Raw genomic sequence first — 19,405 nt, 5'->3', positions numbered from 1 at the left:
CATGGAGAGTTCAGGAGGCTGTCTCGCGCATCACACCAATAATTCTTACTACAGGAGATAAACCAGCATGAAGAAGTCGCTTCTTGCATTGGCCGCGCTCGGCGCTTTCGCCGGGACCGCTCAGGCCCAATCGAGCGTCACGCTTTACGGGGTGGTCGACGCCAACATCGAGTACGTCAGCAACATGTCCTCGACCGCGGCGGGCACGGCCGGATTCCCTGGCCGTGGAGAAAACAAGTTCGGGGTGACTTCCGGCGGCCTGTCCGGTTCGCGCTGGGGTCTGCGCGGCGTGGAAGATCTCGGCGGCGGCATGAAGGCGCTGTTCGTGCTGGAAAGCGGCTTCGGCGTGGATGACGGCCGCATGCAGCAGGGCGGCCGCCTGTTCGGCCGTCAGGCGTATGTCGGTATCGAGAGCAACCAGGTCGGCCGCATCACCTTCGGTCGCCAGTACACCTCGATGTTCGATGCGTTCGCCAACTTCTCGCCGACCGGCTACGCGACGCAGTACGAACCGATTGCCTATCAGCTGGGTACCAACTTCCGCTCGGACAACACCGCCAAGTACACCGGCAAGTTCGGTCCGGTCACCGCCATCGCGCACTGGTCGTTCGGCAACGGCGTGGCCGGCGGCGGCGAAGTGCCGGGCCAGTTCCGCCGCGACACCGGCTACGGTGGTGCGGTGGCGTACGCGGCCGGTCCGCTGGGCGTGACCATCGCCTACGACCAGTCGAACCCGACGGTGGCCAACACCGGCGGCGACACCGCAACGTTCCGCAAGGCGGGTGCCGCGGCCAGCTACGCCTTCGGCCCGGCCAAGCTGATGGCAGGCTACCGCTGGGGCCAGAACAAGGCCCCGAACGACGCCACCATCTACCGCGACGACTACTACTGGGCCGGCGCCAACTACCAGGCCACCGCCGCGCTGGGCCTGACGCTGGCGTACTACTACGCCGACGTCAAGAACCTGAACGGCGTCAACGCACCGAACCCGTGGCAGGTCAGCTTCGTGGCGGACTACAACATCACCAAGCGGACCGACATCTACCTGACCGCCGCCTACACCAAGAACGCCGGCCTGAACTTCGACAGCGCCGTCATCAGCTTCGCCAACGGCTACCCGCTGGGCGCCGGCGAAGACAATATGGTCGGCGTGGGCATCGGTATCCGCCACAAGTTCTGAACGCGAGCACCGACGGCCGGCCGTGCGCCGGCCTGAAGCGCGTCTTCGAAAGGCACCTTCGGGTGCCTTTTTTATCGGCGCCGCCCGAGCCCCTGCTCGAGCCCCTGCTCGAGCCCCTGCCCGGGCTCCTGCCCGGGCCAAGCTAGGGCCAAGCTCGGCCCACCCCATGACGGCGCGCGGCGCCGCCATAGGGCTTCACCTCATCGGCATTGCCTCGTCGGCGCCACTAGAATGCAGCAGTCCCGGCGACCCGCCGGCCGTGCGAGCAGCAACGCGGCGACATCGCGGCAACACCGCAGCGATTGCGCAACGACAACGCAGCAACAACACACCGACAACACGACGCGCCTGCTCTTCCAACGGCGCGCAAGGAGACGACCGATGCAAGCCCCCCGCCGCCGCGCGCTGCGCCTGACCCTGGCCGCCACCCTGAGCGGGCTGGCCGGCCTCGCGTGGCTATCGTCCGCGCATGCCGCCGACCCGGCCGGCTATCCGGCCAAGCCGATCCGCATGGTGGTGCCCTTCGCCCCGGGCGGCACCACCGACATCCTGGCGCGCGCGGTCGCCGCGGAACTGTCGAAGCTGCCGGGCTGGAACGTGGTGGTCGACAACCGGCCCGGTGCGGGCGGCAACATCGGCGCCGAGATCGTCTCCAAGGCCGAGCCCGACGGCTACACGCTGCTGATGGGAACGGTCGGCACCCACGGTATCAACCAGTCGCTGTACAGCAAGCTGCCGTACGACCCGATCAAGGACTTCGCGCCGATCACCGAGGTCGCCGCGGTGCCGAACGTGCTGGTGCTGAACCCGGCCTTCGCGCAGCAGAACAAGATCAACAGCGTCAACGACCTGATCGCCTATGCGCGCGCCAATCCCGGCAAGCTGAACATGGCCTCGAGCGGCAACGGCACCTCGATCCATCTGGCCGGCGAACTGTTCAAGACGCAGACCCGCACCTTCATGGTCCACTTCCCGTACAAGGGCAGCGGCCCGGCGCTGACCGACCTGGCGGGCGGCACCATGCAGGTGATGTTCGACAACCTGCCTTCGTCGATGTCGCTGATCAAGGCCGGCAAGCTGAAGGCGCTGGCGGTGACCAGCGCCAAACCGTCGCCTGCCCTGCCCGACCTGCCGACCATTGCGCAGGCGGCCAAGCTGCCCAACTACGAAGCCAGCTCGTGGTTCGGGCTGCTGGCGCCGGCCGGCACGCCGCCCGCGATCGTGTCGCGGATCCAGCAGGAAGTGGCCAAGGCGCTGGGGACGCCGGCGATGCGCGAAAAGCTGCAGGCGCAGGGCGCCGAGCCGGTAGGCAGCACGCCGCAGCAGTTCGCCCAGCATATCCGCGCCGAAACCGCCAAGTGGGCCAAGGTGGTCAAGGATTCGGGCGCGAAGGTCGACTGATCCGGCCCCTGGCGCGGCCGCCGCGGGAGCGCGCCTCGCGGCTGGCTTAGCGCATATACTTCAGGCGTCAACATTTTCCCTTGCCGCCTGCGATGCCGACTTCCGCCGCCGACGCCGCGTCCAACACGGTGCCAGTCGATCTCGAAACCCGCGCCGATGATGCCAGCCACGAGGCCCTGCGCCTGTGGCTGCGGCTGCTGACCTGCACCAACCTGGTCGAGGCCGATATCCGCGGCCGGCTGCGCGAGTCGTTCGGCTGCACGCTGCCGCGCTTCGACCTGATGGCCCAGCTCGAGCGCCATCCCGAGGGCCTGAAGATGGGCGAGCTGTCGCGCCGCATGATGGTGACCGGCGGCAACGTGACCGGCATCACCGATCAGCTGCAGCAGGAAGGGCTGGTTTCGCGCGAGCCGCTTGCCAACGACCGGCGCGCCTATCTGATCCGGCTCACGCCCGCCGGCCGCGCCGCCTTCACGCGCATGGCGCGCGCGCACGAGCAATGGGTCGAGCAATTGTTCGGCGGGCTGGCCGAAACCGAGCGGCGCGCGCTGTTCAAGCTGCTGGGCCGCCTCAAATCGACACTGGTGTCCGCATGAAATCCCTGATGACGCAACCGAGGCCGCAACCGAGGTCGCAACCAAGGTCGCCAGCGCGGCCGCAGGCGCAAGCGTGGCGTGTATCCGGCCTGCCCGTGCGGGCCGCCGCGATGGCCGTCGCGGCCGCCACCGTGGCGGCACTGGCAGGCGGCTGCGCCAGTTCGCCGAGCGCGCCGCCGGCGCCGCAGATCACGCCGGTCAATGCCACCGTCAAGCTGGGGCGGATCGCCGAAAAGCGCTTCGTCACGCGCGTCGATGTCGAACAGGCGCGCGGCTATTCCGGCTATGGGGTGGGAGTGGGCGCCGCCAGCGGCGGCGGCTGGCACGGCGGTGGCGTGGGCGTCGGCCTGGCCTTCGATCTCGGCCGGCTGCTCAATCGCCAGCCGGTGCAGCAGGTCGACATCTTCGCCTACGAGGTCAAGCTGAACGACGGCACCAATGCGACCATCAACGGCCCGGCCGCACCGGGCCTCGATGTCGGCAGCTGCGTGCGCGTGGTCTACGCGGACGGACGGCGCGAGCCGGGGCTGGCGCCGTCCAACGAGTGCTGAGCCGGCGCCGGGCTGCCCGGCGCCGCGAAGGCGATCAGGCCGCCTTGCGCGAGTCGCGCAGCTCCCGCCGCAGGATCTTGCCGACGTTGGTCTTCGGCAGCTCGGTACGGAACTCGACGTACCTGGGTCGCTTGTAGCCCGTCAGCCGGTCCTTGCAGAACGCGATCACATCCTGCTCGGTCAGCGCCGGGTCCTTCTTGACCACGAACAGCTTGACCACCTCGCCCGAATGCTCGTCCGGCACGCCGACCGCCGCGACTTCCAGCACGCCCGGGCACTCCGCGACCACGCCCTCGATCTCGTTCGGGTACACGTTGAAGCCCGAGACCAGGATCATGTCCTTCTTGCGGTCGACGATGCGGGTATAGCCGCGCTCGTCCATGATGCCGATGTCGCCGGTCTTGAAGAAGCCGTCCGGCGTCATGACCTTCGCGGTCTCGTCCGGGCGGTTCCAGTAGCCGGCCATCACCTGCGGCCCGCGCAGGCAGATCTCGCCCGGCTGGCCCAGCGGCACGTCGCGGCCGTCGTCGTCGCGGATCGCAATCTCGGTCGAAGGCAGCGGCAGGCCGATGGTGCCGGAGAAGGCGTCGCTGTCGGTCGGATTGCAGGTCGCCGACGGCGAGGTCTCGGACAGGCCGTAGCCCTCGATGATCGGGCAGCCGGTCTTGGCGAGCCATTTCTTCGCGACCGCTTCCTGCACCGCCATGCCGCCGCCGTTGGCCACGCGCAGCCCCGAGAAATCGACCTTGTCGATGTCCGGGTGATTGATCAGCGCGTTGTACAGCGTGTTGACCGCCGGGAACATGTGGAAGCGGTACTTCTGCAGCTCCTTGATGAAGCCCGGGATGTCGCGCGGATTCGGAATCAGCACGCTCAGGCCGCCGCTGCGCATGCCCAGCAGCGCGCAGACCGTCAGCGCGAAGATGTGATACAGCGGCAGCGCGGTGATGGTCACCACCTGGTCGATCGGCGCGCCCTTGGCCAGCGCGGGCTGCATCCACGCCTGCGACTGCAGCACGTTGGCGACCACGTTCCGGTGCAGCAGCACCGCACCCTTGGACACGCCGGTGGTGCCGCCGGTGTACTGCAGGAAGGCGATATCGTCCGGACCGGTGTCGACCGGCTTGCGCTGCAGCCGGCTGCCCTCGGCCAGCGCCGTGGGGAAGCGCACGCAGTTGGGCAGCTCCCACGCCGGCACCATCTTCTTGACGTTGCGCACGACGAAGTTGACGACGGCACCCTTGAGCCCGCCCAGCATGTCGCCCATGCTGGCGACCACCACATGCCGGACCGGCGTGGCGGACAACACCTGCTGCAGCGTGGCGGCGAAGTTCTCCAGGATCACGATCGCCTCGGCGCCGCTGTCCTTGAGCTGGTGCTCGAGCTCGCGCGGCGTGTACAGCGGATTGACGTTGACGACCACCATGCCCGCGCGCAGCACGCCGGCCAGCACGACCGGGTATTGCAGCACGTTCGGCATCATGATCGCGACCCGCGCCCCCGGCTTGAGACCGCGCGCCTGCAGCCAGGCGGCGAAGTGGCCGGACAGCTTGTCCAGCTCGGCATAGGTGATTGCCTTGTCCATGCAGACGAAGGCGCGCCGGTCCGCGTAGTCCCGAAAGGATTCCTCCAGCAGCTGGGCAAGCGACCGGTACTGGCTGGCGTCGATCTCGGCGGGTACGCCTGCCGGATAGTGTTTCAGCCACTGCTTTTCCATATGCCGTCTCCTGGTTTCTGAATGATCGTTCGATTTTTGCGACGCTAAACGGCGATGCTAAACGGCGGGCCCCCTTAAGACAACACCAGGACCACACGTTAGATGAAGTCCTCTGAACCGCTGCCAGTGTAAAGGCGCTCGATGGCGGAGTCGGTGCGCACGCAGGCGCGGGAATACCCTAGGACCCGCCGGGCGCGGCGATGGTTGCGCCCTTGCCGGCCGCACTGTGGGGTGCCGCGGCGTTGTCCACCGCAGCATGGTCCGCCGCATCATGAGCCGCCGCAGCATGAGCCGCCGCAGCGTTGCCGACCGGAGCGTTGCCCACCGCAGTACCGCCGGCGGCCGCGTTCATGGCCGCCGCGCCGGTCCCCGCCTCGTTCGGCGCCAGCGCCCGCAGCCGCGCCTTGCGCTGCTCGGGCTTGAGCTTGCCGATGCGCTCGGCCTCGGCATAGAAGGCCTTCCAGTCGCCGCCGCATTGATCGAGCAGCGCCAGGAACGCCGGCACCCATTGCTGATAGGTGGCCACCGCGGCCAGATGGGCATTGGTCAGCGGCTGCGAGAACCAGCGGTCGTAGCCGCTGTAGCCGCCCCACGACTCCTTCAGCGCCGCATAGCGCTGGCGCAGCGCGGCGAAGATCGCCGCCTTGCCGGCGCGCTTGGCGTTGTCGTCGATCGGCCGGCGGTACAGCGCGTCGAGCTCCGCGCGCGCCTGCAGCAGCATCGCGCGGAACTGCTGCCGGCGCGCGTCGTACTGCCGGTAGCTGGCACGCGCGTCGGCCGATGCCTCGCGCGCCAGCCAGCGCTCGACGCCGGCGATCTCCACCGCGGAGGCGAACGACTCGTTGAAGGTGGTGTCGTTGCGCACGTAGACCACCTGGTGCGCCAGCTCGTGGAAGATCATCCGCGCCAGTTCGCCCTCGGGCAGATAGACGAAGGTGTTCAGCAGCGGATCGTCGAAATAGCCCAGCGTCGAATAGGCGGGCACGCCGGCCACATAGGTCTCCAGCCCCTGGCTGCGCAGCGCGGCGGCATAGCGGTGCGCGTCCTCGATCGCGTAGTAGCCGCGGTAGTTGATGCAGCCGACCACCAGGAAGCACCACTTGTGCAGCTCCATCGACAGCTCGGGCGTGGCGAACACGCTCCACACCACGTAGGGTCGATGCAGATTGGCGTAATGGCGGTAGCTGCCGTTGTCCGGCAGCGCCAGTTCGCGCGAGGCGAAATCGCGCATGCGCCCGGCCAGCGCGAGCCGCTCGGCCAGCCGCTTGTCGTTGCTGCCGTTGGCGTAGGCGATCGCGTCGGACAGCGGCGTGGCCTGGGCCATCACGCCCAGATGGCCGCTGATCGACTGCGCGTAGTAGCCGACGGCCTCGCAGCCGGCCAGCAGCGCGCCAAACGCGATGGCGGCCAGCGCGGCCGCCACGCGGACGCGAGCCGGCCGCCGTGCCATCACGTCACCGCCTGCGCGGCGGCCTCCACCTGCACCAGGCAGTCGTAGAAGACCGGCGCGCGGCCCATGTCGGTCAGGCGCTGGCTGGTCAGCTCGTTGGCGTTCTTGCCGTCCGGGGCCAGCTTCTTCCACCAGATCGACAGCCCGACCACCAGCCCCTGGCGCGCGCGGTCGGTGACACGGGCGCGCGCCTGCATGCTGCCGCGGTCGTTGAAGGCGCGCACCATCATGCCGTCGACGATGCCGCGCGCGGCGGCGTCGTCCGGATGGATGTCCAGATGCGGCTCGCCCTCGGTGGCGCGCAGGCTGTCGACGTTGACGAAGGTGCTGTTGAGGAAATTGCGCGCCGGCGGCGAGATCATCGCCAGCGGATAGCGCGCCGCCAGCTCCGGCGCGCTGGCCGGCGCCTCGTACGGCGGCACGTAGCCGGGCAAGGGATCGAGGCCGTCCTTGACCATCTCGGCCGCGTAGAACTGGCACTTGCCGGTGGGGCTCGGGAAACCGCCCTCGGCAAACGGTGCCGCCGGCAGCTTCAGCTTCTGCCAGCCGCTTTCCTTCAGCGTCTGCCAGTCGATGCCCGCCGCGCGCGGATCGCCGCGCACGATGGCCTGCGCGGCGATGTCCTCGTCGCTGTCGGCAAAGCACGGCTCGGTAAAGCCCATGCGCCGCGCCAGCCGCCGGAAGATCTCGGTATTGGGCAGCGCCTCGCCAAGCGGCGCGATGGCCTGGTTGTTGGCGAGGAAATAAGTGTGGCCGTAGGCCTTGTGGATGTCGACGTGCTCGAGCTGGGTGGTGGCCGGCAGGATGATGTCGGCGTAATCCGCGGTATCGGTGCGGAAGTGCTCGAGCACCACGGTGAACAGGTCCTCGCGCGCGAAGCCCGCCGCCACCTTGCCCGAGTGCGGCGCGACCGCGACCGGGTTGCTGTTGTAGACGACGATCGCCTCGATCGGCGGCGTGCCGGCCGGCAGCCCTTCGCCGAGCAGCGCATCGCCGATCGTCGACATATTGATCGTGCGCGGCAGCCTGGGCCAGCTCGGCAGCAGGTCCGGGCGCTGCAGCGCGGCGTTGTCGATCGGGAAGAAGCCCGAGGTCGACAGCTGCAGCCCGCCGGCGGCGTGGCGCCACGCGCCCACCAGCGACGGCAGGCAGGCCACCGCGCGCACCGCCTGGCCGCCGCCGTGCGCCCGCTGCATGCCGTAGTTCAGGCGGATCGCCACGGGTTGCCGTTCGCGCACGGCCAGCTTGCCGTACAGGCCCGCCAGCCATTCGATCTCCTCGGCATCGATGCCGCAGATCTGCGCGGCGCGCGCCGGCGAGAACTGCGCCGCGCGGTCGCGCAGCGCGTCGAAGCCGACCGTATGCCGCGCGATGTAGTCGTGGTCGAGCAGGTCGTCGCGGATCAGCACATGCATGATCGCCAGCGCCAGCGCGCCGTCGGTACCCGGCATCGGCGCGATATGCCGATGGCACTTCTCCGCCGTCAGCGAGCGGTACGGATCGATCGCCACCAGCGTCGCGCCGCGGCGCTTGGCCTGCTGCACGCGCGTCCAGAAGTGCAGGTTCGAGGCGATCGGATTGCCGCCCCAGATCACGATCAGCTTGGCGTCCTCGACATGTTCGATATCCATGCCGACGCTGGCGCCATAGGTGTAGCGCAGCGCGGTGGCGCCGGCGCTCGCGCAGATGGTGCGGTCGAGCAGCGAGGCGCCGAGCTTGTGGAAGAAGCGCGCGGCCATGCTTTCGCCCTGCACCAGCCCCATCGTGCCGGCATAGCTGTAGGGCACGATGGCCTGCGGATCGCGCGCGGCGATCGCGCCGAGCCGTTCGGCGACGATGTCGAGCGCCTCGTCCCAGCCGATCGGCGCGAATTGCCCGCTGCCCTTGGGGCCGACCCGCTTCATCGGGCTCAGCAGGCGATCGGGATGGTAGGTGCGCTCGGTATAACGCGACACCTTGGTGCACAGCACGCCCTGCGTGCCCGGGTGGTCCGGATCGCCCGCCACCTTGACGGCGCGGCCGTCCTCGACGGTGACGAGCAGCGCGCAGCTGTCTGGACAATCGTGCGGGCAGGCGGCGCGGACGATGCGGGTGGACATGGGTTCTCCGGGGGCGTTTTCCTTTGTGCCCGATTGTATTCGATCGCGCCAGGGCGGGCGGGGCCCGGCGCCCGCCGACGGCCAGGCCGACGACCCATCCACCGCGCCGCCGACCGGCCCACCGAGGCGCCGCCGACCGGCCCACCGAGGCCCCGCCGGCGCCTCACCGATGGCCCACGGGAGGCCGCCTGACGGTGCCCCGATGGCCGTACGGCGAGCCGCTCAGCGCTGGTCGTTCAGATGGCAGGCCGACATCCGCAGCGGTGCGATCTCCTTCAGCGCGGGCGCCTCCTCGCGGCAACGCGGCATCGCGTACGGGCAGCGCGGATGGAAGTGGCAGCCCGAAGGCGGATGCAGCGGCGACGGAATCTCGCCCTGGATCGCCACATAGGTCTTCTTGCCGACCTCCAGCTTGGGCGCCTCGGCCAGCAGCGCCTGCGTGTACGGATGGTTCGGGGCGGCGAACACCTGCTCGGTCGGCGCCGATTCGACCACACGGCCCAGGTACATGATCACCACGCGGTCGCTGATGTGCTTGACCACGCCGAGATCGTGGCTGATGAACAGATAGGTGAGGTTCAGCTCCTCGCGCAGCCGCATGAACAGGTTCAGCACCTGGGCCTGGATCGACACGTCGAGCGCCGCTACCGACTCGTCGCAGACCAGGAATTCCGGCCTGACCGCCAGCGCCCGCGCGATGCCGATGCGCGCGCGCTGGCCGCCGGAGAACTGGTGCGGAAAGCGCCGCAGCACGGTCGGGTCCATGCCGACCCGGGTCAGCATCTCCTCGACATAGGCCTTCTGGCCCGAGGCCGGCACGATGCCGTGCACCACCGGCGCCTCGCCGACAATATCCAGCACGCGCAGCCGCGGGTTCAGCGAGGCATACGGGTCCTGAAAGATCATCTGGATCGCCAGCTGCTTCTCGCGCTTCTTCTCGGCCGGCAGCTGCTCCAGGTCCACGCCCTTCCACAGCCGCGTGCCTTCGGTCAGCGTATGCAGGCCGACCGCCATCCGGCCCAGCGTCGACTTGCCGCAGCCCGATTCGCCGACCAGGCCGACCACCTCGCCGGCGCGGATGGCCAGGTCGACATGGTCGACCGCGTGCACCACTTCTTCCTTCGCATGCGCGCCGAACAGATTGGCGATGCGGGCGGCGGCGTCGAGCGACTTGACGAAGCGCTTGGAGACGCCGCGCAGCTCCAGCAGCGGCGTCTCGCTTGCCGCGGCCGGGGTCGTCGATGCCCCGGCGGCGGGCGCGTCGATCACGGACATATCGGTCATGCCGTTCATGCGGCCTCCTGGGTTTCGAGCACCGGATGGAAGCAGCGCAGGCGCCGTCCGTCGGGCGTGCTGCTCAGCGGCGGCTCGGTGCGGCAGATCTCGGTGGCGCGCGGGCAGCGCTCGCGGAAGGCGCAGCCGCCGGGCAGGTTCAGCAGCGACGGCGTCATGCCGGGGATCTGCCGCAGCGGCGTGCCGCGCGGATTGCGCGACGGCGCCGAGCCGATCAGCCCGTGCGTGTAGGGATGTTCGGGACGCTCGAGCACCTGCCGCACATCGCCGGCCTCGACGATCCTGCCGGCGTACATCACGCAGACGCTGTCGGCCAGGCCCGCGATCACCGACAGGTCGTGCGTGATCCAGATCAGCGCGGTGCCCGACTCGCGGCACAGCTTCTGCATCTCGTAGAGGATCTGGCCCTGGATCGTCACGTCGAGCGCGGTGGTCGGCTCGTCGGCGATGATCAGGTCCGGCTTGTTCAGCAGCGCGATGGCGATCGCCACGCGCTGGCGCATGCCGCCGGAGAACTGGTGCGGATAGGCCTGCAGCCGCTCGTCCGGCGACGGAATGCCGACCCGCGCCAGCGCATTGCGCGCGCGCTCGCGCGCCACGGCCTTGTCCACCTTCTCGTGCGCCAGCACCGCCTCGATCATCTGCGTATCGATGCGCAGCACCGGGTTCAGCGTCATCATCGGATCCTGGAAGATCATCGCGATGCGGTTGCCCCGCACGTTGCGCATCTGCGCCGGCGTCAGCCTGCGCAGGTCGCGCGTGACGCCGTCGCGGCTGGTCAGCTCGATGCGCCCGCCGACCACCTGCCCCGGCGGATCGATCAGTCCCATGATCGAATAGCCGGTCATCGACTTGCCCGAGCCGGACTCGCCGACCAGGCCCATGATCTCGCCGCGGCCGATCGAGAAGGACACGCGATCGACCGCGCGCGCGACGCCGCCGCGCGTGAAGAAATGCGTCTCCAGGTCCTCGACCAGCAGTGTTGGTTTGCCGCTCATCCGGTATTCCCCTTGTGGCGTCGTCTCTTAAAGCGTCTGCAGGCGCGGGTTCAGGACGTCGCGCAGCTGGTCGGCGACCAGGTTCATCGCGACGATGGTGATCACCAGCGCAATGCCGGGGAAGAAGCTGATCCAGTACTTGCCGGACAGCATGTACTGCTGGCCGTTCGAGATCAGCGAACCGAGCGACGGCTCGGTGATCGGCACGCCCAGGCCGAGGAAGGACAGCGTGGCCTCCAGCGTGATCGCCGAGGCCACCTGCAGCGCGGCGATCACGATCAGCGGCGGCAGGCAGTTGGGCAGCAGGTGGCGGAACATGATGCGCCGCGCCGGCAGGCCCAGGCACGTGGCCGCCTCGATATATTCCTTGCGTCGCTCGACCAGCGCCGCGCTGCGCGTGGTGCGCGCGTAGTAGGCCCACTGCACCGCCACCAGCGCGATCACGATGTTGCCGATGCCCGGCCGCAGGAAGGCCAGCAGGATCAGCGCCAGCAGGATCGGCGGGAACGACAGCTGCAGATCGGCGACGCGCATGATCAACGCCTCGACGCGTCCGCCGACGAAGCCGGCGATCAGCCCCAGCGTGGCGCCCAGCACCAGCGCGATCACCGTGCTGACCACGCCGACGCCGATGCTGATGCGCAGGCCGTACATCACCGCCGACAGGATGTCGCGGCCCTGCTCGTCCGAGCCCAGCAGGAAGGTCATGCCGTTGCCGGCCACCTCGCCCGGGGCCAGGCGCGCATCGAGCACGTCCAGCGTGGCGAGGTCGTAGGGATCCTGCGGCGCCAGCCACGGCGCGAAGATCGCGATCAGCACGATCGCGATCAGCACGGCCAGGCCCGCCACCGCGATCTTGCTCGAGAAGAACTGCCGGGCGAAGCGGCGCCATGGCGTGTCGACGGCCGCCGCGGCGGACGGCGTCGGCGTGCCGGTCGGGGTGCCCGGCGGGCCGGCGGGAATATCGGTGGTGGGAGCCGGCAGTCCGTCCGGCGTGCCCGGTTGCGTAGCGATGGTCATGGGATCAGCCCTTGTTGTCGGCGATGCGCACGCGCGGGTCGAGCACGCTGTAGATGATGTCGACCGCCAGGTTGATCAGGATGAACAGCGTCACGATCACCATCAGGTAGGCGACGATCACCGGCCGGTCCAGCAGCTGAATCGAATCGATGATCAGCTTGCCCATGCCGGGCCAGGCGAAGATCGTCTCGGTGACGATGGCGAAGGCGATGATCGAGCCGAACTGCAGCGCGATCACGGTGACGATCGGGATCAGGATGTTCTTGAGCACATGCACGCCGACGATGCGCGTGTTCGACAGGCCCTTGGCGCGCGCGAACTTGACGTAGTCCTGCAGCATCGCCTCCTGGGTGCCGGCGCGCGTCAGCCGGATCACCATCGCGATATTGAGCAGTGACAGCGTGACGGCCGGCAGCACCAGATGGCGGATGCCGTCGACGGTCAGGAAGCTGACCGGGATGCCGAGCACCGAGACGGTCTGTCCGCGCCCGTTCGACGGTAGCCAGCCGAGCTGCACCGCGAACACCATGATCAGCATCAGGCCGACCCAGAAGGTCGGCAGCGAGAAGCCCAGGATCGACACCGTCATGATCGACTTGCCGGCGATGCCGTTGGGCCGCAGGCCCGCCCACAGGCCCAGCGGGATGCCGAGCACGATCGCCAGCAGGATCGCGCAGATCGCCAGCTCCATGGTCGCCGGCATCCGCTCGAAGATCAGCTTCAGCGCCGGCGTGCCGTGCGCGAAAGAGATGCCCAGATTGCCCTGCAGCGCATTGGTCAGGAAGATCCAGTACTGCTCCCACAGGGGCTTGTCGAGGCCGAGCGCGGCGATGGTGCGCTTGATGTCTTCCTGATCGGCCTGCGGATTGATCAGGATGTCCACCGGATTGCCGATGGCGAACACACCGAGAAAGACCAGCAGCGACATGACGAAGAGCACGACCACGCTCTGCATCAGGCGCCGGATGATAAAGACCAGCATAGTCGGGACGCTTTTCCTTCGCCGCCGGCGCTGCGTACCGCCATGGCCCGCGCGAGGGGTCGCGCGAAGGCATGCGGCGGGACGCGGCATCGGCTGACGGCTATCGCCGCCCGATCATCGCCGGGCGGCCGTTTTCGTGGCGATCGGCGCATCGCCGGACCCGCGGGCGGCGGGGCCGGCTGCGCGGCGCGGGCCGGTTGGGCGCGCGGCGCCATTGGGCACCGCGCGCGCCGGGGCTGTCAAGTGAACAGCCTGCCGCCAGCGGTTACTGCTGCGGCTTGAAGTTGTGCGCGTAGGTCCGTTCGTCGGTCCGCGGCACGTAGGTGATGCCCTTCTGCGTGGCCCAGGTGGTCACCTGCTGATGGATCGGAATGATGCCGCCGTCGTTGATCGCGATCGCGGTCGCCTCCTGCAGCAGCTTCGAGCGCTGGGCGTCGTCGACGGTCGACAGCGCCTTCTCCAGTACCGCATCCATCTTCGGATTGCAGTACTCGCCCCAGTTGGTGGTGCCGAAGCCCTTCTTGGCATCCTCGCACGCCAGTAGCGCGCGCAGCGGCGAGCTGACCTCGCCCGTCTGCGCGCCCCAGCCGAGCAGGCCGAACGACCATTCGTGCTTGATGCCCTTGGACGAGTACGTCGCCATCGGCATGCCTTCGACCCGCGTGGCGATACCGATCCGCGTCAGGTTCTGCGCGACGGTCTGCGCGATCTTCTCGTCGTTGACGTAGCGGTTGTTCGGCGTATGCAGCGTCACGCCGAAGCCGTTCGGATAGCCGGCCTCGGCCAGCAGCTTCTTGGCGCCCTCGGGGTCGTACTTGACCGTCTTCAGGTTCGGGTTGTGGCCGAACAGCGTCGGCGGCACCAGGTTGTTGGTCGGCTCGGACAGGCCCTCCATCAGCCGGTCCTTGATGCCCTGGCGGTTGATGGCCATGCTGATGGCATTGCGCACGCGCGCGTCCTTCAGCGGGTTCTTGTCCATCGGCTGGCCGTCCTTGGTGGTGACGTACGGCGACTTGTCGCGCTTGGCATCGAAATACAGATAGATGACCCGGTGCGAGATCTTCGAGAAGAACGACAGCTTCGGATTCTTGCGCACTTGCGGCAGGTCCGGCGTCGGCACGTTCTCGATCGCCTGCACGTCGCCCGACAGCAGCGCGGCCAGGCGCGTGGCGGGGTTCGGGATGAAGCGCAGCGTCACCTTGTCCCAGGCGGGCTTCGGCCCCCAGTAGTCGGGGTTGCGCGTCAGTTCGACCCGGTCGTCGCGCGCGTAGCTGACGAACTTGAACGGACCGGTGCCGACCATGCCCTTGCCCTGGGCGAAATCGTCGGAGTTCAGGCCCTGCGTGGCCTTCTTCTGCACGATGAAGATCGAAGTCAGATCGTTCAGCACCAGCGGATAGGGCTGCGCGGTGATCAGCTGGATCGTGTTCGGATCGACGATCTTCTTGGCGACGATGGCCTTGGTGTAGACGTCGAACTTGCCGGGGCTGTTCTGGATTGTCGCCGGCCGGTCCAGCGACCACAGGATGTCCTCGGCGGTCAGCGGCGAGCCGTCATGGAACTTGACGCCCTTGCGGATCTTGAACTCCCACGTGGTCTCGTTGACCAGCTTCCACGACTCGGCCAGGCCCGGAATGATGCGGCTGTCCGCGTCCATCTTGATCAGGCTGTCGAAGATATGCTCCGACACGTTGATGTTCGAGAACAGGTTGTAGAAGTGCGGGTCCATCGAGGTCGGCGGCGAGCTCATGGCCAGCTTGAAATCGGCTGCCAGTGCCTGACCGCCGGCGCCGAAGCTGATGGCTGCGGCGAGCAGGGCGGTTGCAAATGCCTTCTGGTGGTGGCGAAGCGGCATCGAGCGATTCTCCCGAAAAGTGGGGGCAACTATAACGAGCGGCCTGTGACCGTCGCAAGCTGCGACGCCGCAAATTGGTGCAGGCGTCGTGATACAAGCGGGGCCCGGCTCGCGGACGCGGTACGGCAAGCATTAACTGTTCCAGTAGAGAAGCACCGGCTGCAATGCGGGGAAACCCACCTCCGGGGGATACCGCGCCGAATGACGGCGGCATATTCGACGGTATATTGGGCGGCATGTCGGGCGGCATGCTGGGGCCGCATGTCGGGGCCGTATGCCGGGCGGCGCGTTGGGCGGCATGTCGGGTGCCATTGGGCAGGTTATCGGGGAAACCTCGCGCCGTGATGGTTTTGGCGCATTCGGGCCCGGCGTCGTATGATCCGGATATTTCACCCCTGCTGTTTTCCCCAATCCGGTTTTGCCAGCCGGGGTTTTTCCGCCCTGGTTTTCAACCCTCTGGTTTATCACCGCTTACCGCTCTTGCCACGGCCATGACACTGATCCCCGAAATCCTCCAGGCGCAAGACGAGATCCGTTCGATCCGCCGCGACATCCACGCTCATCCGGAACTGCGATTCGAGGAGCAGCGCACTGCCGACGTGGTCGCGCGCACGCTCGCCGACTGGGGCATCGAGGTGCACCGCGGCCTGGGCAAGACGGGCCTCGTCGGCGTGATCCGCAACGGCAGCAGCACGCGCAGCATCGGCCTGCGCGCCGACATGGACGCGCTGCCGCTGCAGGAGGCCAATACCTTCGGCCACCGCTCGCAGCACGACGGCAAGATGCACGCGTGCGGCCACGACGGCCATACCGCGATGCTGCTCGGCGCGGCCCGTTACCTGGCACGGCACCGCAACTTCGACGGCACCGTCCACCTGATCTTCCAGCCGGCCGAGGAAGGCGGCGGCGGCGCGCGCGAGATGATCCGCGACGGGCTGTTCGAGCGTTTCCCGTGCGACGCCGTGTTCGGCATGCACAACTGGCCCGGCATGCCGGCCGGTTCGTTCGGCACCTGCCCCGGACCGCTGATGGCGTCGAGCAACGAGTTCCGCATCGTCGTGCGCGGCAAGGGCGCGCATGCGGCGATGCCGCATAACGGCAACGATCCGGTCTTCACCGCGGCGCAGATCGTCGGCGCGCTGCAGGGCATCATCACCCGCAACAAGCGGCCGATCGATGCGGCGGTGATCTCGGTCACGCAGTTCCACGCCGGCGACGCGACCAATATCGTGCCCAACGAGGCGTGGATCGGCGGCACCGTGCGCACCTTCACGCTGCCGGTGCTCGACCTGATCGAACGCCGCATGGAAGAGGTGGCGCGCGCGGTCGCCACGGCCTTCGACTGCACCATCGAATTCAGCTTCGACCGCAACTATCCGCCGACCGTCAACAGCGCCGCCGAAGCGGCCTTCGCGGTCGAGGTCGCGCGCGAGCTGGTCGGCGTCGACAACGTCGATCCGAATATCGAACCGACCATGGGCGCCGAGGACTTTTCCTTCATGCTGCTCGAGCGGCCGGGCTGCTATCTGTTCATCGGCAACGGCGAAGGCGGGCACCGCGAGGCCGGCCACGGCATCGGGCCCTGCATGCTGCACAACCCCAGCTACGACTTCAACGACGAGATCCTGCCGGTCGGCTCGACCTTCTTCGTCAAGCTGGTCGAGAAATGGCTGGCGCCGGCGTGAATGGTGTGAATGGTTTGAGCGGCGTGAATCGTTCGGATAGCGCTGATGGGGCGGATGGGGCGGATCGCATGAGCGGCGCGGGCGGGACGGATGCTGGCGGTATGGCCGCCACGGCCCGGCCGGCGCTGCCGGCGCTGGATATCGCCACTGCCAGCGCCTTCGCGCAGGTCGCGCTCGAGAACATCCTGCGGCCCTTCCCCTACCGGATCGACCACATGATGATGTGCGCCGGCGACCTGGCCGAGCCGCGCGCGTTGCATCCCGTCTATTTCGGCAGCTACGACTGGCACTCGAGCGTGCATATGCACTGGCTGCTGGTCCGGCTGCTGGCGCACCGGCCCGACCTGCCCGAAGCGGGCGCGATCCGCGCGACGCTCGACATCCAGTGGCGGCCCGAAGCGGTCCAAGCCGAGCTGGCGTATTTCCAGCGGCCAGGCTCGGGCACGTTCGAGCGTCCCTATGGCTGGGCCTGGATCCTGCGCCTGCAGGCGGAACTGCGCCAGTTTCCGGACGACGACGAACAGGTACAGCGCTGGGCGCGCGCCTGCGAACCGCTGGCGACGTATCTCGCCGGACGGCTGAGCGACTATCTCGATATCGCCGATTTTCCGATCCGCACCGGCACGCATGCCAACAGCGCCTTCGCGCTGGTGCTGGCCGACGGCTATGCCCGCGCGGACAGCCATCCGGCGCTGCGCCGCGCGATCGCGCGACGGGCGCATCGCTGGTTTGGCCACGATCAGCGCTACCCGGCTCGCTACGAGCCCGGCGGCGACGAGTTCCTGTCAGGCGGCCTGATGGAGGCGGTGCTGATGCGCAGCGTGCTGGACGACTGCGCGTTCGCGGAATGGTGGGAGATGTTTGCACCTGCGCCGACCGACCTGGCGACGTGGCTGACCCCGGTGGTGGTTGGCGATCGCACCGATCCGAAGCTCGTGCATCTGGACGGGCTGAACCTGTCGCGCGCCTGGTGCTGGCGCCTGCTCGGACCGTCGCTGCCGGAACCGTTGCGGGCGAAGGCGGCGGGTGCGTGGGTCGATCATCTGGACGCGTCGCTGGCGCAGGCGGTCAGCGGGGACTATGTCGGGACGCACTGGCTGGCGTCGTTCGCGGCGCTGGCATTGACCGATCCCGTGGTCCCCTGATTTCGCCACGGACCCTCGCGCTGCAGGGCTCCCGCCGCTGCGGGCCTCCGCCGCGCTGGACTCGCGCACGCTAGTCCAGCGCGATGTCGCCATACCAGGCTTCCGCCTGGCTCCTGGTGTTGTCGGTGTCGGTCATGATGCCGACGGCCAGCAGCCGGCCCGGCTCCTTGCCGAAGGCGGCGCGATAGTCCGCCCGCAGATCGCGCTCGTGGCAACGCCATTGCCTGGCGTGCCGAGTGCCTGAATCCACCACGATCATGCGGACCCGCTCGGTGTGCGGGTTCGGTATGACCGTCCCTTCCGGACGTTTGGCGCCCCAGATGTACATCAGGGTTGCGTAGGGCATCTCGCGGCCGGTCATCAGCCGCGCCATTTCGTCCATCAGATGATCTTTCAGCGACAGCGTGCTCTTGTCCCCGTCGAAGGCAACGAACACCCGTAGCGGTGCATCCTCGCGGGGTCCGCTGGCGTTGTCGCCGTCGGCGATGACGTCGCGCGTCTTCCAGGCCCAGCGCAGCTTGCCTGGCTCCCGCGGCTTCAGAGGAACATAGAGGCCCGAAGCGGAACCATCCGCGCGGGCATGCAGCACGACGCGCTGGTCGACTTCGGTCAGTGCGTATTGCGTGGGGGTCTTGCTGCGGTTGACGGTCCAGCTGTGCCAGCCCGCCGGCAATGCCTGCTCTGGGCCAAATGTCGAAAATAGCGGAAGTTGCTGCAACGGCATCGGCTCGGCGGCTTCTTGCCCGCTTTGGTCGCCAACTTTCTGGAGCTGGGCCGGGTAGTCGGAGCGCTGCGATGTCTCGTTCCGCAGCGATTTGGCAGTCGAGGCAGCCAGCCGCTGGTGGAACTTGCGGCAATCCATCGGCGAGATCCTGGCCACCTTGGGAGCCTTCGATGCGGATGCCTCGGCGTCGGGAGACGACGATGGGGATGTCGCGCATCCGGCCAATGTCGCCGCAGCCGTCAGGAAAACGCCTGCAAACAGGGGCCTGCGCAGGCCCATGCCGATGAATCCGGCCATGTTTGCGGCCATACCTTCCCCCGGACTTCCCGATTGCCCGCCCCTGGTTGGGCCGTGGCTTGATTGCGTGACGATGGCACCGCGATGCTCACAAGTGGGGCAAGCGCCGGCGCCGAGCGACACCATAACAGAGCCGATGCGGAGGGAGAACCGGTGACTTCACGCACGAGGGCGATCTGTTGTATTCCGTCTGCGCGGCGCGGTTTCCGGTGCCGTTTTCGTTTTTGGGGGCTTTCCGCCGCCGCAAAGCAAAACACCCCAGACCTTGGGAGATCTGGGGTGTCTTGGGGATGGAGAGCCTGGCGATGACCTACTTTCACACGGGTAGTCCGCACTATCATCGGCGCGAAGTCGTTTCACGGTCCTGTTCGGGATGGGAAGGGGTGGTTCCGACTTGCTATGGTCACCAGGC

At 68.0% G+C, this 19,405-nt stretch carries 15 protein-coding genes and 1 rRNA gene; 6 read left to right on the top strand and 10 right to left on the bottom strand.

What is annotated here, in order from left to right; translation table 11 throughout:
* Positions 1-67: 67 nt before the first annotated feature.
* From F1599_RS02165 to F1599_RS02150, 4 genes are all read left to right on the top strand, one after another.
* Positions 68-1,180, top strand: coding sequence for a porin (locus F1599_RS02165; RefSeq protein WP_149316560.1), 1,113 nt, complete (start codon positions 68-70; stop codon positions 1,178-1,180).
* A gap of 381 nt (positions 1,181-1,561) precedes the next feature.
* Positions 1,562-2,581, top strand: a complete 1,020-nt coding sequence (locus tag F1599_RS02160; protein ID WP_149316559.1) for a Bug family tripartite tricarboxylate transporter substrate binding protein — start codon at positions 1,562-1,564, stop codon at positions 2,579-2,581.
* A 92-nt stretch (positions 2,582-2,673) separates the two neighbouring features.
* Positions 2,674-3,177: a MarR family winged helix-turn-helix transcriptional regulator gene (locus tag F1599_RS02155; RefSeq protein ID WP_150082096.1), complete on the top strand. Its 504-nt coding sequence runs from the start codon at positions 2,674-2,676 to the stop codon at positions 3,175-3,177.
* 110 nt (positions 3,178-3,287) lie between these two features.
* Positions 3,288-3,728, top strand: a complete 441-nt coding sequence (locus tag F1599_RS02150) for a hypothetical protein (RefSeq protein WP_149316557.1) — start codon at positions 3,288-3,290, stop codon at positions 3,726-3,728.
* A gap of 34 nt (positions 3,729-3,762) precedes the next feature.
* On the opposite strand, the gene F1599_RS02145 is transcribed toward F1599_RS02150, so the two are convergent.
* The 8 genes from F1599_RS02145 to F1599_RS02110 all read right to left on the bottom strand — a co-directional run bounded on the left by F1599_RS02145 (position 3,763) and on the right by F1599_RS02110 (position 15,142).
* Positions 3,763-5,445 carry a long-chain fatty acid--CoA ligase gene (locus F1599_RS02145; protein ID WP_149316556.1) on the bottom strand — a complete coding sequence of 561 codons (1,683 nt, stop codon included), beginning with the start codon at positions 5,443-5,445 and terminating at the stop codon, positions 3,763-3,765.
* 178 nt (positions 5,446-5,623) lie between these two features.
* Complete coding sequence (locus tag F1599_RS02140; RefSeq protein ID WP_150082094.1) at positions 5,624-6,895, bottom strand: aminopeptidase; 1,272 nt, start codon at positions 6,893-6,895, stop codon at positions 5,624-5,626.
* Positions 6,895-8,994, bottom strand: a complete 2,100-nt coding sequence (locus F1599_RS02135; RefSeq protein ID WP_150082092.1) for a molybdopterin-containing oxidoreductase family protein — start codon at positions 8,992-8,994, stop codon at positions 6,895-6,897. The genes F1599_RS02140 and F1599_RS02135 overlap by 1 nt, the downstream gene beginning before the upstream one ends.
* A 222-nt stretch (positions 8,995-9,216) precedes the next feature.
* Entirely contained in the window at positions 9,217-10,278 is a 1,062-nt protein-coding gene (locus tag F1599_RS02130; RefSeq protein WP_149317069.1) for an ABC transporter ATP-binding protein, read from the bottom strand.
* Positions 10,279-10,283: 5 nt separating this feature from the next.
* Positions 10,284-11,285, bottom strand: a complete 1,002-nt coding sequence (locus F1599_RS02125; protein WP_150082090.1) for an ABC transporter ATP-binding protein — start codon at positions 11,283-11,285, stop codon at positions 10,284-10,286.
* A gap of 27 nt (positions 11,286-11,312) precedes the next feature.
* The gene (locus F1599_RS02120) at positions 11,313-12,305 is read right to left on the bottom strand and encodes an ABC transporter permease (protein WP_223819430.1); all 993 of its coding nucleotides are present in this window, start codon (positions 12,303-12,305) and stop codon (positions 11,313-11,315) included.
* 4 nt (positions 12,306-12,309) lie between these two features.
* Positions 12,310-13,287 carry an ABC transporter permease gene (locus F1599_RS02115; protein ID WP_149316552.1) on the bottom strand — a complete coding sequence of 326 codons (978 nt, stop codon included), beginning with the start codon at positions 13,285-13,287 and terminating at the stop codon, positions 12,310-12,312.
* A gap of 265 nt (positions 13,288-13,552) precedes the next feature.
* Positions 13,553-15,142: an ABC transporter substrate-binding protein gene (locus tag F1599_RS02110; protein WP_150082089.1), complete on the bottom strand. Its 1,590-nt coding sequence runs from the start codon at positions 15,140-15,142 to the stop codon at positions 13,553-13,555.
* 491 nt (positions 15,143-15,633) lie between these two features.
* Between F1599_RS02110 and F1599_RS02105 the strand changes: the two genes are divergently transcribed.
* Positions 15,634-16,827: a M20 aminoacylase family protein gene (locus F1599_RS02105; RefSeq protein WP_150082087.1), complete on the top strand. Its 1,194-nt coding sequence runs from the start codon at positions 15,634-15,636 to the stop codon at positions 16,825-16,827.
* 101 nt (positions 16,828-16,928) lie between these two features.
* On the top strand, positions 16,929-17,972 hold the full coding sequence (locus tag F1599_RS02100; RefSeq protein ID WP_150082085.1) for a DUF2891 domain-containing protein: 1,044 nt from the start codon (positions 16,929-16,931) through the stop codon (positions 17,970-17,972).
* Between the two features lie 70 nt (positions 17,973-18,042).
* Here F1599_RS02100 and F1599_RS02095 read toward each other — a convergent pair whose 3' ends face one another.
* Both F1599_RS02095 and rrf read right to left on the bottom strand, forming a co-directional pair.
* On the bottom strand, positions 18,043-18,993 hold the full coding sequence (locus F1599_RS02095) for a DUF3047 domain-containing protein (protein ID WP_223819429.1): 951 nt from the start codon (positions 18,991-18,993) through the stop codon (positions 18,043-18,045).
* Positions 18,994-19,290: 297 nt separating this feature from the next.
* Positions 19,291-19,404: ribosomal RNA gene (gene rrf, locus F1599_RS02090) — 5S ribosomal RNA — on the bottom strand.
* Position 19,405 lies beyond the last annotated feature (1 nt).

Origin of the sequence: Cupriavidus cauae, from assembly GCF_008632125.1 — a bacterium.
Lineage (GTDB): Bacteria > Pseudomonadota > Gammaproteobacteria > Burkholderiales > Burkholderiaceae > Cupriavidus > Cupriavidus cauae.
Note: the sequence above shows the minus strand (reverse complement) of the source record. Positions and strands in the feature narration are given on the sequence as shown.

Excerpts from the sequence above, each read along its gene's own strand:
- F1599_RS02165 (WP_149316560.1), top strand. The coding sequence starts at position 68 with ATGAAGAAGTCGCTTCTTGCATTGGCCGCGCTCGGCGCTTTCGCCGGG.
- F1599_RS02160 (WP_149316559.1), top strand. The coding sequence starts at position 1,562 with ATGCAAGCCCCCCGCCGCCGCGCGCTGCGCCTGACCCTGGCCGCCACC.
- F1599_RS02155 (WP_150082096.1), top strand. The coding sequence starts at position 2,674 with ATGCCGACTTCCGCCGCCGACGCCGCGTCCAACACGGTGCCAGTCGAT.
- F1599_RS02150 (WP_149316557.1), top strand. The coding sequence starts at position 3,288 with ATGGCCGTCGCGGCCGCCACCGTGGCGGCACTGGCAGGCGGCTGCGCC.
- F1599_RS02145 (WP_149316556.1), bottom strand. The coding sequence starts at position 5,445 with ATGGAAAAGCAGTGGCTGAAACACTATCCGGCAGGCGTACCCGCCGAG.
- F1599_RS02140 (WP_150082094.1), bottom strand. The coding sequence starts at position 6,895 with ATGGCACGGCGGCCGGCTCGCGTCCGCGTGGCGGCCGCGCTGGCCGCC.
- F1599_RS02135 (WP_150082092.1), bottom strand. The coding sequence starts at position 8,994 with ATGTCCACCCGCATCGTCCGCGCCGCCTGCCCGCACGATTGTCCAGAC.
- F1599_RS02130 (WP_149317069.1), bottom strand. The coding sequence starts at position 10,278 with ATGACCGATATGTCCGTGATCGACGCGCCCGCCGCCGGGGCATCGACG.
- F1599_RS02125 (WP_150082090.1), bottom strand. The coding sequence starts at position 11,285 with ATGAGCGGCAAACCAACACTGCTGGTCGAGGACCTGGAGACGCATTTC.
- F1599_RS02120 (WP_223819430.1), bottom strand. The coding sequence starts at position 12,305 with ATGACCATCGCTACGCAACCGGGCACGCCGGACGGACTGCCGGCTCCC.
- F1599_RS02115 (WP_149316552.1), bottom strand. The coding sequence starts at position 13,287 with ATGCTGGTCTTTATCATCCGGCGCCTGATGCAGAGCGTGGTCGTGCTC.
- F1599_RS02110 (WP_150082089.1), bottom strand. The coding sequence starts at position 15,142 with ATGCCGCTTCGCCACCACCAGAAGGCATTTGCAACCGCCCTGCTCGCC.
- F1599_RS02105 (WP_150082087.1), top strand. The coding sequence starts at position 15,634 with ATGACACTGATCCCCGAAATCCTCCAGGCGCAAGACGAGATCCGTTCG.
- F1599_RS02100 (WP_150082085.1), top strand. The coding sequence starts at position 16,929 with ATGGCCGCCACGGCCCGGCCGGCGCTGCCGGCGCTGGATATCGCCACT.
- F1599_RS02095 (WP_223819429.1), bottom strand. The coding sequence starts at position 18,993 with ATGGCCGGATTCATCGGCATGGGCCTGCGCAGGCCCCTGTTTGCAGGC.